Source organism: Conyzicola nivalis (assembly GCF_040548875.1).
In the GTDB taxonomy this organism is placed as follows: domain Bacteria; phylum Actinomycetota; class Actinomycetes; order Actinomycetales; family Microbacteriaceae; genus Conyzicola; species Conyzicola nivalis_A.
Window position 1 is genome coordinate 298,298 of the sequence record NZ_JBEPSJ010000002.1, and the last position, 14,498, is coordinate 312,795.

14 protein-coding genes and 1 tRNA gene are annotated in these 14,498 nt (G+C 66.6%); 5 read left to right on the forward strand and 10 right to left on the reverse strand.

The features are described from left to right. The 8 genes from ABIE21_RS10070 to ABIE21_RS10105 all read right to left on the reverse strand — a co-directional run bounded on the left by ABIE21_RS10070 (position 1) and on the right by ABIE21_RS10105 (position 8,872). Positions 1-1,086 (reverse strand): nuclease-related domain-containing protein, encoded by a 1,086-nt coding sequence (locus ABIE21_RS10070; protein ID WP_354024688.1) that lies wholly within the window; start codon positions 1,084-1,086, stop codon positions 1-3. 85 nt (positions 1,087-1,171) lie between these two features. After that, positions 1,172-2,248: an NYN domain-containing protein gene (locus ABIE21_RS10075; protein ID WP_354024689.1), complete on the reverse strand. Its 1,077-nt coding sequence runs from the start codon at positions 2,246-2,248 to the stop codon at positions 1,172-1,174. 115 nt (positions 2,249-2,363) lie between these two features. Next, positions 2,364-2,438, reverse strand: a tRNA-Arg gene (locus tag ABIE21_RS10080). A 40-nt stretch (positions 2,439-2,478) separates the two neighbouring features. Further along, entirely contained in the window at positions 2,479-5,022 is a 2,544-nt protein-coding gene (locus ABIE21_RS10085; RefSeq protein WP_354024690.1) for a rhamnogalacturonan lyase, read from the reverse strand. A gap of 470 nt (positions 5,023-5,492) precedes the next feature. After that, a complete protein-coding gene (locus ABIE21_RS10090; protein ID WP_354024691.1) occupies positions 5,493-6,239 on the reverse strand; it encodes a CHAP domain-containing protein in 747 nt (248 codons plus the stop codon). 119 nt (positions 6,240-6,358) lie between these two features. Continuing rightward, positions 6,359-6,856, reverse strand: a complete 498-nt coding sequence (locus tag ABIE21_RS10095; protein ID WP_354024692.1) for an HNH endonuclease — start codon at positions 6,854-6,856, stop codon at positions 6,359-6,361. Positions 6,857-7,179: 323 nt separating this feature from the next. After that, positions 7,180-7,935, reverse strand: a complete 756-nt coding sequence (locus ABIE21_RS10100) for a C40 family peptidase (RefSeq protein WP_354024693.1) — start codon at positions 7,933-7,935, stop codon at positions 7,180-7,182. Positions 7,936-8,179: 244 nt separating this feature from the next. Continuing rightward, positions 8,180-8,872, reverse strand: coding sequence for a metal-dependent transcriptional regulator (locus tag ABIE21_RS10105; RefSeq protein WP_354024694.1), 693 nt, complete (start codon positions 8,870-8,872; stop codon positions 8,180-8,182). Positions 8,873-8,989: 117 nt separating this feature from the next. Here ABIE21_RS10105 and serC point away from each other — a divergent pair, with 117 nt between their 5' ends. The 3 genes from serC to ABIE21_RS10120 all read left to right on the forward strand — a co-directional run bounded on the left by serC (position 8,990) and on the right by ABIE21_RS10120 (position 11,339). Beyond that, positions 8,990-10,102 carry a phosphoserine transaminase gene (gene serC, locus ABIE21_RS10110; protein WP_354024695.1) on the forward strand — a complete coding sequence of 371 codons (1,113 nt, stop codon included), beginning with the start codon at positions 8,990-8,992 and terminating at the stop codon, positions 10,100-10,102. Between the two features lie 76 nt (positions 10,103-10,178). Next, positions 10,179-11,060, forward strand: coding sequence for a MerR family transcriptional regulator (locus ABIE21_RS10115; RefSeq protein ID WP_354024696.1), 882 nt, complete (start codon positions 10,179-10,181; stop codon positions 11,058-11,060). 39 nt (positions 11,061-11,099) lie between these two features. Beyond that, positions 11,100-11,339 carry a DUF2530 domain-containing protein gene (locus tag ABIE21_RS10120; RefSeq protein WP_354024697.1) on the forward strand — a complete coding sequence of 80 codons (240 nt, stop codon included), beginning with the start codon at positions 11,100-11,102 and terminating at the stop codon, positions 11,337-11,339. Positions 11,340-11,346: 7 nt separating this feature from the next. Here the strand turns inward: ABIE21_RS10120 and ABIE21_RS10125 are convergent, their stop codons facing one another. Both ABIE21_RS10125 and ABIE21_RS10130 read right to left on the reverse strand, forming a co-directional pair. Continuing rightward, positions 11,347-11,922, reverse strand: a complete 576-nt coding sequence (locus ABIE21_RS10125; protein ID WP_354024698.1) for a DUF3027 domain-containing protein — start codon at positions 11,920-11,922, stop codon at positions 11,347-11,349. Further along, positions 11,915-12,298, reverse strand: coding sequence for a cold-shock protein (locus tag ABIE21_RS10130; protein WP_354024699.1), 384 nt, complete (start codon positions 12,296-12,298; stop codon positions 11,915-11,917). Before ABIE21_RS10130 ends, ABIE21_RS10125 begins: the two co-directional genes overlap by 8 nt. Positions 12,299-12,365: 67 nt before the next feature. Between ABIE21_RS10130 and ABIE21_RS10135 the strand changes: the two genes are divergently transcribed. Beyond that, positions 12,366-12,632, forward strand: a complete 267-nt coding sequence (locus ABIE21_RS10135) for a hypothetical protein (RefSeq protein WP_354024700.1) — start codon at positions 12,366-12,368, stop codon at positions 12,630-12,632. After that, positions 12,619-14,490, forward strand: a complete 1,872-nt coding sequence (locus tag ABIE21_RS10140; RefSeq protein WP_354024701.1) for a helicase-associated domain-containing protein — start codon at positions 12,619-12,621, stop codon at positions 14,488-14,490. Before ABIE21_RS10135 ends, ABIE21_RS10140 begins: the two co-directional genes overlap by 14 nt. Positions 14,491-14,498 lie beyond the last annotated feature (8 nt).

The following is a 14,498-nucleotide window of genomic DNA, read 5'->3' on the forward strand; positions in this document are numbered from 1 at the left end:
CTATCGCGTCGCTCGGCGCACGATCCACACGAGCGTTCCAATGGTGCCCAGGCCCACTAGCGCCAAGGCGCCCAGCATCATGAACGGCTTGAGTCCGATGTAGAACATCGGCACGAAGCAGGACATCGGCGAGGTGCAGGGCTGATTCGCAATCTCGCGGAACACCAGCAGGACCGCGAGGAGGAGGCCAATCCCAGCCCACACCTTTAACAGATCGAGAACAGACGCTCGTTCACCGACCTTTCGCGGAACAGGCCTACGATTTCGGGGCGCCGTGCGTGGTCGAGACGGTCTGGCGCGCGACGTCGACCGAGCGCCGCTCGAGCGAGGTGATGCGTTTTTGGGCGCAGGGGGGCGCCCCACCTGCGCAACGAGCCGTTCAAAACGCTGCATCACGCGGAGCGTGTCGGCCGCGCGAGGATCGATGTGCCACGTGTTCGGCTCCTCAGCGGCGATCGTAATCAGCGCTAATTCGGTCTCGCTCAGGACGCGAGGTCGAGCTGTGAGCCAGCCGACGAGCCTTTTCGCGTCGACCGCGGCGGCAACACGATTCCCGTTAGAGCTGTCGTCGGAGATGGACTTCGGGTTGAGGAACGCGAGGGTCGGAGTCACCGTGACCGGGAACCCGACTTTCGACGTCAGCCGCCTGGCAACATCCGCGCCGTCGCTTTTGGATTGGCTGACATGAGGTATGGCGACGTTGTTCACGCGCAGAGCGAAATCGCCGACCCAGATCGAAGCGCCGGCGTGATGCTTGGTGTTGATCGAGAAGACTCCACCGGGACCAATGACGAGGTGATCGACGTCTTTGGTCCCCGCGCCGATGGGAACAGCATGCCGCACAAACCACTCCGGTCCAAGAGCCTTGAGCAGGTTGCCAACGTGCATTTCGCCTAGGGCGCCTTGGTACCAAGACCACGCGTCGTCGTGGAGCGTGACTCCGGTGTCGGTTCGGAGCGAGGGATCACGAGCCTCGGCAGCGGCTTGCACCTCCAGGCATTTCGCTGCCACCGAGTAGCCGGCGGCGCGAGAAGAAAGCGCCTGTATTCCAGCGAAGTCTGTGCGCGTCCCGGTATCGCCTGTCATTGTGCCCCCACCGTCGACAGTATTGGCAGGGGTCCTCGGTGGCGAGACCCCACAACGGGACGCTTATGAGCCGGGCGGGACCGGATTACTCGAGCGCTTGGGCCGTCGTCGTGTCCGTCGAAGGGAGAAAGCCACCGCTGACCCAGTTCATAACTTCGGTTCGTTCCGTCTCTGTGAACTCCATCCGCGCGCCGCGGCAGAGAGCTTCCGAGTTCTTCGCCGACGCCGTTGCCAGAACGAGGGCCGTCACGGTCGGGGTGAACTTGAAACTCGAGTAGATGAGTCCCTGTATGACAAAAGCGACGGCGGCGCGTGAAACCGGGTGATCAGTAGCAGCGGTGTCATCACGAACCTGCTTGGCCAAAGCGTTCTGGTTCGTGTGTGTGTTGAGCTTGAGCTGGCCTTCTAGCGAAAGGAAAATCTGACGGAACTGGTCCTTCGAGATGGCAGGAACTCCCGTTACGCGGCTGACCTGGCGTTCGATCGGCGGCCGTTCGCTGGGCTCGTTCGTCGCAGACCTGTCGGCAGCTGAGCTCGCCATGTCTCCGGAAGGGTGATCGGTGGTGACCGATGCTTTCTCGGTCAGCTGATCAGTTGGCATACCTTCCAACTCAGACCTCGCCGAGCCGTTGAAGGCGAGGGAAGACAGGAACTCGTCCGAGCTAACAACTGTGTCGGCGACCAGCCGATAGGCGCTTGCTACAGCGCCTGCGACCACCACCGTGGTCATTTTGTCCGCCGCTCGGAAGCGCTGAATCAACGACGTGAAGTCGGCGTCAGCCGAGGCCAATATGAACTCTTCGATTGGACTCGCCCCTGAGAGCAGGTCGACCGCATCCAGTACCAGGTTGATATCCGTGCCACTTTTGCCCTGCTGAGTCAGCGACGGGCAGTCGATGACCCGGTAGCCGGCTCGCGTCCATTGCGCGCGATATTTGGAGTAGACCGAAGGGTTCAGATAGCAATTTCGGATCAGAAACCGCCGACCCACTTCCCCTCCCGACGCACGAGCGAGATGCTCTGTCCAGCGCCCTGGATCTGTGGCGAATTGCTCCGCAGCCTCTTCGTCCAGCTTTCGCAGACCTGTGTACACATTGTCGAAGTCCACGAAAATCGCAGCACGCCGCAAAGGGCTGACTCGGATCTCCTGTGACGCACTCATGAACTGAGTTTGAGTTGAATATTGAGGAACCACAAGGCCTTCAGCGACATTTCGATAGTCAATGTAGCGAAACGTTGTTCATCAGAGATCGTTAGGCTCGCGATGCGCTGGATGTTGGTGCCCCTGGAGGGACTCGAACCCCCAACCTAATCCTTAGGACGGACTTGCTCTTCCATTGAGCTACAGAGGCTGGCTCCCCGAGTTTAGCGCGACCCGGGGAGCCGGAAATGCTACTTACGCGTGCTGAACGTGTGCTCCCACGACGCGGCGGCGCCCGGAGCGATGAAGTACCACTCTGTCGGCACCGCCGTCACGGTCACCGCCTGCGACCGCTTCACGCGGTACGTCCCCTCCTTCAGAACCTTGCCGTCGACCACGTACTGCACACCCGGAGTCGACGGGATCGTGTACGAGTCCTTCTTCTTGGTGTCGGTGAACACGACCGGCGCCGGCGTCACCGCCACCGTCAGCAGCGGGACGTTCGAGAAGTCCATGTCCGACGCGAGGTAGAAGCCCGTGTACGACGGCTGGTTGTACGTCGTGTTCTGCCGCGCGACCTCCGCCCGGTACTGCTTGTCGTGCATCAGCGTGTAGAGCTTGCGGTCCGTGACATCCGTAGAAAGGAAGATGCGGATGGCGCTGGAATCCGCCGTGCGCACCAGCAACTCCTCGCGCCAGTCGCCGAACACGTCGGCCACCAGCGAGGCGGTGCCCTTCGTGCCGTTGTTCGACCGGGTACCGGCGGCGGTCAGCAGTCGTCCCTGCGTGAAGGAGTCCACCGTGACATCCGCATCGCCCGCGCCGTTCACGATCTGCGTCGTGCCGTCGGCGGCCCAGCGGATGCTCTGGTTCGTTCCCGGATACGTCGCACCGAGCGACTCCCCCGACGCGGAACGCAGCCTGGTCGCCCAGGTCTCGATGCCCGGAATCGCGGGATCGATGTCGCCGATCATGCCGCGCCCGGTGTCCTTGCCGCTGTACTCGCCGTAGATGACCTCACCGGTCGCCGCATCGCGCAGCGCGTAGCCGTAGGGCGCGTACGTCGCACCCTCGTGCACGGTGAAGATCTCGAGGCCGGGACGGTTCGGGTCGATGTCGGTTACGTGCATCGCATCGCCGTGGCCGAGCCGTGCCTCTGTCCCGGGCGCGGCGCTGCCCTCGGGCAGCGTGTCGGACGAGCTGTAGAGCAGGCTGCCATCGTCGTCGATGGTCGCGGATCCGTAGACGATCTCGTGCTTGCCGTCGCCGTCGACGTCGGACGCGCTCAGTGAGTGGAAGCCCTGCGTGGTCAGCGTCGCGAACTCGGGGTTCGAGCCGTCGCGTCCGTGCGGGGAGTCGTTGAACGGGTTCGTCATCGCCGGGAACCCGCTGTCGACATACCAGCGCTCGGAGAGCTTCTTGCCGTTCCAGTCGTAGGCGACGATCGTCGAACGCGTGTAGTAGCCCCGGGCGAATATCGCGCTGGGGTGCACGCCGTCGAGGTAGGCGACGCCGCCGAGGTAGCGGTCGACGCGGTTGCCGGGCTCGATGCGCGACATCGCGTAGTCGCCCCAGGCGAGACCGTCGTCGTAGCGCTCGGTCTTCACCGGCACGGTCTGCAGCTCACGCCCGGTGGCCCCGTCGAACATGGTCATGTACTCCGGGCCGCTGAGAATGAACCCCTCGAACGCGCGCAGCTGGTTGCGGGCGCTGCGGCTGGGAGCGTAGACGTCCATGAAGTAGTCGGTCAGCTCCGAGGCATCCGCCTCACTCAGCGGGTACTCGTGCGTGACCTCGATGCCGAAGGCCTCCTCGAGGGTCGCCGGCCACTGGCCGCTCGCGACCTCGGGAAGCTCCTGCCAGCCCATGAACATGTCCACCACATGGTCGTAGTAGCCCTGATTGCTCACACGGTAGTCGTCTTGGTTCGTGACGCCGGCCTTCTTGTCGTCCTTGGGCAGAGAGATGAACTTCTCGGATGCCACAGCGCCCGACTTGTCGTAAGTGGTGCTCTTCGTTCCGGGCGCCGTCTTCAGCAGCATCTCGCTCTTGCCGTCGCCGTCGTAGTCGTAGGCGAGCACCTGCGTGTAGTGCGCCCCCGCGCGGATGTTCACGCCGAGGTCGATGCGGTTCAGCAGCCGTCCGTCGGCCTTGTAGGTGTCGACGTAGACGTTGCCGGTGTAGCCGATCTGCGAGACGTCCTTCGAATTCGAAGGATCCCACTTCACGATGTACTCGTACTGGCCGTCGCCGTCGACGTCGCCGACGCTCATGTCGTTGGCGGAGTACGTGTACGGGTCGCCCTTCGGCGTGACCCCGTCGGCGGGCTTCTGCAGCGGGAGGTCGACGTAACCGTTGGCCCACGGCGCGACGGCGGGGCTCGCCTCGCCCTCGACGCCGCCGACGACCGGAGCGACCGAGTACTGCGCGGTAGGGGTGCCCGCCGGGTCGAGGAGGTTGGTGCTGTCGGTCACGGTCGCGATCGGGGATCCGTCGCGGTAGACCGTGAAGTCGGTTCCTGTGAGGCCCGTGTCGCCGGCGCCGGTCGCCTCGCTGACGAGCAGTCGCCAGCTGAGGAACACGCCCTCGCTCGTCGACGTCGCCACGAGCCCGCGGTCGAGCTTCTCGAGCTGCGGGGTGCCGGCGGGTGCGGCGGGCGTGTGGCTGCCGCCGTGGCCCGGACGCCCGTGGCCCGGCTGACCCGCGGATGCGGCCGTCGCACCCCCGACGACCAGACAGACCCCGGTCGCCAGGGCGGCCAGGCGCAGGGGTACCCCGCTGAACAGATTCGACATTGAACCTCCAAGTTAAGGAAAACGCTTTCCACTTCCTCGGCCGAGCCTAAGCCCCTCGTTCGAGGGACGTCAAGTGCCGGGTAGCCCGGCAGGGCGGCAGACCCCGCCAGTTCGGGCGGCGCCGTCCGAGGAGCGCTCTTCCGGGCGGCGCCGTCCGAGGAGCGCTCTTCCGGGCGGCGCCGTCCGGAGGGCGCTATTCCAGGCGGCGCCGTCCGAAGGGCGCCAGTTCGGGCGGAGGGCTGCAGCGCGCGCTGGCGCCCTTCGCCCGAACTGCAGCCCGCAGCATCCGCCCGACTCTTTCTGCGCCACCTCGGTACTACCGCTACACGTCGAACTGGCGCGCGCGTTCCGAACTGGCGCCGAAGCATCCGCCCGCCTTCTGCGCGGGTTCGGGACGACGGCGGGATGGCGCGCGTGCGCAGTCGTCCCAGCGGCGCGCGAACGCGCAGCGGCCTCCCGCGGGCGGCGAATTAGCGCGGCGGCGGGGAGAGGAAGAGGTCGACCTGCGAGGCCGGGATCGTGCGCTCGCTGTAGGTGTACCGAACGTAGTTGTATTCCTCGAGGGCGACGGTTCCGTCGGCGTTCACGGCCTTGACGTAGGCGACGTGGTTGTTTCCCCACCAGGCGACGTCGCCGGCGACCGGAGAGTTGCTGGTCGGCCAGCCGTGGGCGAGCCAGGCGGCCTTGAAGTCGCGGGCGTTTCCGCCGTTCGGCGTGAGGTAGCCCCAGGTGTAGGCGAACGGAGCAGTGACGCTGCCGACGTCGCGGTTGAGGCGCCAGACCACGAAGTCGACGCACTGGCGGTAGACATAGCGCAGGGGCGAGAGGCCGGACGTCGGCCCGGTGCGCCACGGGTAGTCGTCGCCTGCGGCAGCCACACTCGAGGCGCGGTAGGTCGCGGGGCCGGCGGCGGCGCGGGCCGCGCGGGCGGCGGCAGCGGCAGTCGCGGCTCGGGCGCTGTTGAGGTCGGCGACGGTCGTGGCGCTGAATCCGTCACGGGCGGCCAGCGTGCGGCTCGCCCCGTCGGAGACCTCGACGGTCACGGGCTCGAGCTCGGCGGAGGCGGCCGGTGCGGCGATCTCCTCTTCGAACGCGAAGGCGGGGAGAGCCATCGGGGCCACGAGGGCGGCGACGGCGGCGATGACGAGCACCGAGGTGGCGGACTGACGCAGGCCCGGACCCTTGCGGGTCGGTCGGATCGAACGGCGTGTAGACAACACGTGCTGTTCGACCACGGAGCGGCCCTTCCTGAGCGATAGGGGCGCGTTAGCGCCGGGCATAGGTTCGAGCTTAGGGGGTCACGGGGGTCAAACGCGAACTTTTCGTGGCTGAAACGTTATGCGGCGGGCGCCAGGTACTCTTCCCAGTCGGGCAGGGCGCGTTCGATTCCCCGCGCCATCCACGATGCCCCGTTGGGCGGACGCGGGGTGACGCGCAGCCGCCAGTTCATCTCGCCGGGCGTGCGGTCGCCCTTCACGTTGTTGCACTTGAGGCAGCAGGCGACCAGGTTCTCCCAGCTGTCTTTGCCCCCGCGTGACCGCGGCGTGATGTGGTCGATCGTCGTGGCCGACCCGGCGCAGTACCCGCAGCGGCTGTTGTCGCGACGCAGCACTCCCCTGCGGGACACCGGCACGTTGCGCCCGCTCGGCAGGCGCACGTAACGGCGCAGGATGATCACCGACGGCCGGTCCCACGAACCCGACAGCCCGAATACCGGATGCTCGCCATCGGCGGCGATGATCGTCGCCTTCTCATTCATCACGAGCATGAGGGCCCGCTTGAAGGACACAACGCCCAGGGGCTCATAGCCCGCGTTCAGTACCAGTGTGCGCATTGTCATCCTTCCGAAAGCGCCTGCACGGCTTGCAGGCATTCGACATGCGTTCTCGGGATGCAACGAGGTTCTAGGGGCGAGCGGGCAAAACAAAAGGCACTGTCAGTGAGACAGTGCCTGATTGGTGCGCGCGCGTATAAATACGTGACGCAGTCCGCTGTGCCGTGTGGGCAGACAGGCGCAGGCATCCGTGGTTTGGATGGTGCGCTGAATGTACATCGGCTCTCCTAGAACTCGTTGAACTCGTTGAACTCCAAGATCTACAGGTTAACCCAAAAACGGCGAACCACAACTAAGCGGCCCGCCGTTGAAGGTGAACGTGATCAGACGCCGATGCGAACGATGTAGTACGCGTCGGTCCAGATGGGGCGCACACTCACGACGCCGCCGGCACGCGGGGCGTCCATGATGTTGCCGTTGCCCATGTAGATGCCGTCGTGGCCCGACATGATGACGATGTCGCCGGGGAGTGCGTCGGCGATGGCGATCTTCGATCCGGCGGCCGCCTGTCCGCTGACCGAGTGGGGCAGCGAGACGCCGAACTGGGCGTAGACGAACTGGATGAAGCCCGAGCAGTCGAAGCCCGACGGGTCGGCGCCGCCGTAGACGTAGGGGGTGCCGAGGTACTGCTGCCCGACCGACACCACCTGCGAGAGGTCGAAGTTCGGGTAGGGCGGGTTGGCGAGGAAGTCGGAGTAGCTGGGCCCGCTGTACGCCGAGTAGGTGGCGGCCAGTACGGTGCGCTTGCGGCTGGCGGCGAGCTCGGTCTCTGTCGTTGCGCTGAAGCCGTCGCGGGCGGTGGCGGCGAGAGTCGCGCCCTCGTCGACGAGCACGGTCTGCGCTTCCGTCTCCTTGAGCTCCTCGAGAGCGACAGCGGCCTTGAGGTCGGCGTCGTCGTCGACGGGCGCGAAGGCGTAGGCCGGGAGCGCAACGGTGGCGAAGAGGCCGGGCACGACGACCGCGGTGACGGCGAGGCTTAGGAAGCTCGACTTGCGCTTGCTCTTCTTCGCGGAGATCTGCGGCGTGGAGAACACGGATGGAACGGGTGAAGCGTTGTTTTCGGGTACTGCCTTCGTCAAGAGATTAAGCCTCCTGCGTCTCGACAGCTCTAGGCAGCTGCCCCATCACGTTTCGTATATATATTCACGTACCGGCAGCAAGAGACAAGTGGTCGAGACGTCTTGCGCAGGGTCCTAAGCCGGCTCTTCCGGTCGATCGGACTGTACGACCCTAGGTGAAGATCCATGCTTTGTCATCTTTTCGTTACCAAAACGACGCAGCCTGTGAGTAACTTGAGACGAGAAATAGTCTAAGGTGTCGCGCTCACACGCCGACGAAGATGTGCACGGCAACCTCGTTGGGCAGTTCGAGGCCCTCGCCGAAGCCCTCGACGGCGACGAACACGTACGATCCCGCCGCCGAGATGTTGGCGACTGCGCCCGGCATGACGCCCGCGTTCTGCAGTTGCTGCAGCAGCTCCGGCTCGAACTGAACGGGTTCGCCGAGGCGACGAATGGTGGCGCTCACGGTCTCGGTCGAGCCAGACACGCGTTCCACGAGGTTGACGACGCCGTCCATGAACGCGGGGGCGGCGGTGTGGCCGAGCTCGTCGAGACCGGGGATCGGGTTGCCATAGGGCGACTCGGTGGGGTTGCCCAGCATCTCTAGGATGCGGCGCTCCACCTGCTCGCTCATCACGTGCTCCCAACGGCAGGCCTCGTCGTGCACATAGGCCCAGTCGAGGCCGATGACGTCGGAGAGCAGGCGCTCGGCGAGACGGTGCTTGCGCATCACATGAACCGCCTTGCTGCGGCCCTGAGTGGTCAGCTCGAGGTGACGGTCGCCTTCGACTACCACCAGGCCGTCGCGCTCCATGCGTCCGATCGTCTGCGAGACGGTGGGACCGGAGTGGCCGAGCCTCTCGGAGATGCGTGCCCGGAGTGGCACGATGTGCTCCTCCTCGAGATCGAGGATGGTACGCAGGTACATCTCGGTGGTATCAACAAGATCCGTCATTGAGGCCTCCAGCTGGCGCGGTACTTAGTGACAAGACTACTTGTTTGCCAACTCCGTACCTTTACGTTGTAATCCCGGCGCAGAAGCGAAAGGCCTTCGCGACAATAGAATTGCCGAATGTCGACGATCGTGATCCCCACAGACCTCCTTCCCGTTGATGGCCGTTTCGGCTGCGGGCCCTCCAAGGTGCGCCCCGAGCAGCTCGCGTATCTCGCCGGCGCCGGCGCCGGGATCATGGGAACGTCCCACCGCCAGGCCCCCGTGAAAGACCTCGTCGGCCGCGTGCGCAGCGGGCTCTCCAGCCTGTTCCGCGTGCCCGCCGGGTACGAGGTCGTTATGGGCAACGGCGGCTCGACCGCGTTCTGGGACGCCGCCGCGTTCGGGCTCATCCTGAACCGCAGCGAGAACCTGACCTTCGGCGAGTTCGGCTCCAAGTTCGGCGCCGCAGCCGCAGCGCCGTGGCTCAGCGCTCCGCACATCGTCAACGCCGCAGCCGGATCGCGCGCCGAGGTCGAGGTGCGAGGCGGCATCGACACCTACGCGTGGCCGCAGAACGAGACATCCACCGGTGTTATGGCGCCCGTGACCCGCGTGAGCGGCGACGCCGGCGCCCTCACCGTTATCGACGCGACGAGCGCCGCCGGCGGAATCGACTTCGACGCCAGCCAGGCCGACGTCTACTACTTCGCCCCGCAGAAGAACTTCGCCTCAGACGGCGGCCTCTGGTTCGCGCTCTTCTCCCCCGCCGCGATCGAGCGGGTGGAGTCCATCGCGGCGAGCGGACGCTACATCCCCGAGTTCCTGTCGCTGAAGAACGCGATCGACAACTCGCGCCTCAACCAGACGCTCAACACCCCCGCGATCTCGACGCTGCTGCTGCTCGAGAACCAGGTCGAGTGGATGAATGGAAATGGCGGCCTCGCGTGGGCCGACGCGCGCACGAAGGAGTCGTCGGGCGCCCTCTACGACTGGGCGGATGCTTCATCCTTCGCCACCCCGTTCGTGAGCAACCCCGACCACAGGTCGCAGGTCGTGGTCACGATCGACTTCGACGAGTCGATCGACGCCGCGAACATCGCGAAGGTGCTGCGCGCCAACGGCATCGTCGACACCGAGCCGTACCGCAAGCTCGGCCGCAACCAGCTGCGCGTCGCGACGTTCACGGCCGTGGAGCCGAGCGACGTGCGCCAGCTGATCGCGTCGATCGACTTCGTGGTGGGCGCCCTGTAGCGCGCGGAGTTGCACCTTCCGCAGCGTCATGTGGTTCGGTGGAGTCACGTCCCGCCCACCGACGAAAGCGCTGCACATGAACCCGTTCTTCATTCCTCCCCGCCAGGTCAAGATCGGTGACGTGGCAGCGATCGCCGGCACCACGCCGCGGGCGATCCGCCACTACCACCAGATCGGTCTGCTGCCCGAGCCCGAGCGGGGCAGCGACAACCGCCGCCGCTATGGCTACGAAGAGATGATCCGGCTGCTGTGGATCCGCAAGATGGCCGACGCCGGGATCGCCTTGAACGACATCCGTGATGCCTTCGCCGACACGGCTCCCGTCGGTGCCGACACAGACCATGACGTGACGGGCATCCTGGGACGGCTGGAGGAGACCCTCGTCGCACAGGAGGAGGAACTCCAGCGGCAGCGGACTGCCGTGCAGAGCATGCGCGCCCGAGGAAGCCGCATGGGTCTGCTCTCCGACGTGGTCGCCAGCCGCCTCGACAGCCTGCCCGAGGGCTCCATTCGCCGGGCAGACCTCGACAACCTGCTGGTCATCGAGCGTGTCTTCGGGCCGCTCGGTGCGGCCCTCAACGCCACGCGCTACATCGCCTTGGCCACCAACCCCGGTCTGCAAGAGGAGTCCGACCGCGTCGATGCCGCCGAGGAGGCGCTCGACGACACGGTCGCTGTCGACGACCCCCGTGTGGCGCAGGTCGCTGCCGAACGGCACGCCTTCGACGGGATGCTGAATGCCGCCATCGAAGATTCCGGTCTGGCCGCAGCCGACGAGGCTCTCGTCGACGCCTGGGACGCCCTGCACCCCGCCGACGAGGTCGAGCCGCGCCGGGCTCCCGGGTCGATGAGCGCGTTCGAGGTCATCGGCAAGATGCCCTACGACTTCTCCCCTGCCCGGCTGCGCTGCATGGAGTTGGTCGACGAGATGGCCGTCCGCGAGTCATCCGCCGCTTGAACCGGCCGCGCGGGCGGGCTGGCCAGTAGGCTGGCCGGCATGAGGCTGTGGTTGAAGAATTCCGAGCGCAGACCGGATCCGGTGCCGGTGAAGACCGACGACCGCAAGGCCGTGCTCGCCGGGATCGCGCTCTGGATCGTCGCGCTCGTCGTCGTGCTCGTCGCCGTCGTGCCGCTCGACCCGCGGGCGAACCTCTGGCTCGTCTACACGTGCGTGATCGGCATCGTGCTCGGCGCGGTGGGCCTGGTCTACACCCACGCGCGCCGGCACAAGGCCTGAGCGGACGCTACTTCTGCGAGTCGTTCCGCGGCGCGTCGAGCTCCGACGGATCGAGGTCGATGCCGTCGAGGTCGTCGATGTCGACACCGTCGACGTCGCCGCCGTGCACCACGTGGATCACGTGGATGTCGTCGTCTTCGTCCGACTCGTCGTCGTCGGTCTCGTCGTCCTCGTCGTCGTCGGTCTCGTCGTCGTCATCGGACTCGTCCGCGTCATCCGCTTCGTCTGAATCGTCGTCTGAGTCGTCGGCATCGTCGACCGACTCGTCCAGCTCTTCGCCCGCGGCGATCTGCGCCGCCTTGTAGTCGGCGAGGCGGTCGCTCCACGGCACCCAGTCGGGAGACAGCAGCGCACCCTCGGCGGGCATGAGCTCCACCTCGAGAACGCTCGGCTCGAGTCCCTCGACGGTCGCGACGCTCACCGTCCACTTCCAGCCGGGGTAGCCGGGCAGGGCGCAGTCGAACAGCACGGACACGACGCCGTCGCTCTCGGCGACCTCGCCGGCCGGGTCGCCGATGGTCTCGACCGGTGTGGTCTCGAGCAGGGCCGCGTACGCGACGTCAAACGTCGTCGACTCAGGCATCCAGTTCGTCCGCAACCTTGCGCAGCATCTGGGCGATCTTGCCGCTGTGGCTCTTGTCGGGGTAGCGGCCGCGCTTGAGGTTGGATCCGATGCCGTCGAGCAGCTTCACCAGGTCTTCGACGATGATCGCCATGTCGTCGGCGGGCTTGCGGTTGAGCTTGGCGAGGCTCGGCGGCGACTCGAGCACGCGCACCGACAGGGCCTGCGCACCCTTCTTGCCGTCGGCGATGCCGAACTCGAGCTTGGTTCCGGCCTTGATCCCGGTCGTGCCCGCAGGGAGTGCGGACGCGTGCAAGAAGACTTCCTGGCCGTCATCCGCACTGATGAAGCCAAAGCCCTTCTCTTCGTCGTAAAACTTAACCTTGCCGGTTGGCATCGCGTAACTCCCTTATGAATGGTGCGCTCGATCTCTGAGTCACCACTGTGGCCTTATCCTTGTGACTGTGGCCGAAAAAACCCCAGTAAACGACAATCGTAACGAACGCATCCTCGCGTACATGCTCGCGTCGGCAATTGGTCTCTCAATCCTTGCGATTATCGCCGTCATCGCCGGCACCGGATTCGGCGTCCGCAACTTCGGCGAGGGCGTCTGGCCCTTCGTCATCGTGCTGCCCACCGTCGGTCTTCCCATCGGCTTCATCCTCCTCGTCGCTCTCATCGTTATGAACGCTGTCAAAAAGAGCCGCGCGGCCCGGGATGCCGACGAGTAGCACCTCGACCCTCGCGCTCGCGGGTCGGCTGCGCGCACTGGGCGACACCGAACTGGGCGGGCTGCTGCGCGCGCGTTCAGTGCGCGACGCCGGCATCGGCGACTTCTTCGACCTCGCCGAGAAGCTGCTCGACCGCGTCTCGATCCACGCGGCGCTGACCCGGCTCGACCGCCCGACCCTCACGATGCTCGCGGTGCTCGCCGAGAGAGGCGAGGAGCCGGCGACGGATGGCGCCGCCACAGCGAGCGAGATCTCGACGCGGCTCGCGCAACTGGGTGTGCCGGCAGACGAACCCACGGCGAGCAGGCAGCTCGAGACGCTCGCCCACCTCGCCCTCGCGGGCGAGACCGACGGCGGGTGGCGCACCTGGGACACCGTGATCGACGAGCTGCGCGACTGGCCCAGCCAGGGGCTGCCCACGCTCGACGAGCTCGCGGCCCCGTGGCATCCGCAGCACCATGTCGAGATCGACGCCGACCAGGGCACCACGAACGCCCTCGCCGCCGAACGGGCCTTCGCCACCACCATGGCCGTTGCCGAGATCGTCACCGAACAGCAGAACGAGCCCGCGCGCGAACTCGCAAAGGGCGGACTCGCGCTGCCCGACGTCAAACGCCTCGCCCTCGCGGCCGGAGTCGAAGTCGACGACGTGCACGCCCTGCAGCGTATTGCCGTGCGGGCAGGCCTGCTCGAGCACGACAGCGGGCAGTGGACAGTCACCGCCGACGCCGGCCCGTGGCTGCTGCAGTCGACCGCCGAGGTGTGGGGCCGTCTGGCAGGGGCGTGGCTCGACGAGCTGCCCTCCGACATCCGCACGCTGCTCGCCGGCCGCACGCACGACCGTTGGGACGAGGAGTTCGAGTCGCTCGTGGCCTGGCTGTATCCGGCCGGCGGCCAGTGGATGCGCGACCGCGTCGGAGCCCGCGTGCACGACGCCGAACTGCTCGGCATCATCGCGAACGCGACGCCGAGCGCGCCCGGCAGCCTTCTGCTCGACGAGGGCGCGGATGCCGCGTCCCGCACGATGGCGACGCTGCTGCCGCACGAGGTCGAGCAGGTCTACCTGCAGCACGACCTATCCATCGTGAGCCCTGGCCCGCTCGCACCCCGGCTCGACGCCCGGCTGCGCACCATCGCCACGGTCGAGAGCCACGCGCTCGCGTCGAGCTACCGGGTGTCGCCCGCGAGCGTCAACCGCGCCCTCGCCGTGGGCGAGACCGCCGAGTCGATCACCGAGTTCCTGTCGAGCATCTCGCTGACCGGCATCCCGCAGCCGCTCGCGTACCTCATCGCCGAGTCGGCCGCACGCTACGGCCTTGTGCGAGTCGGACGCACGCCGACCGGCAGCTACGTGCGCTCCGGCATCGAGAACCTGCTCGGCGCGATGCTCGTCGACCAGGGTCTCTCGGCACTGTCGCTCACCCGCGAGGGGCGCGGCGAGCTGCGCAGCCGCTACGACGAGGCCACGGTGTTCTGGACACTGAGCGAGGCGCGATACCCCGTCGCCGCCGAAGACGCCGACGGAACCATCGTGCCTCTCGCCCGGCGCCGCACCGCGGCGGCCGCGCAGCCCCCGGCGCCGGACCCCGTGCTCGCCATCGTCGAGCGGCTGCGGCACTCGACCCCGGACGCCCCGCAGGACAACGACCGCGCCTGGCTCGAACGTCAGCTCGACGCGGCCGTGAAAGCACGCCTCACCATCACCGTGACGGTAACCGTGCAGGACGGTTCATCCGTCGACTACGTTCTCGAACCCACCGGCCTCGGCGGCGGCCGCCTGCGTGGCCGTGACCGTAAGGCCGACGTCGAGCGCACCCTTCCGCTCTCTCGCATCACGGCGGTCAGCAGCGAGGTCTAAGCTGTCGA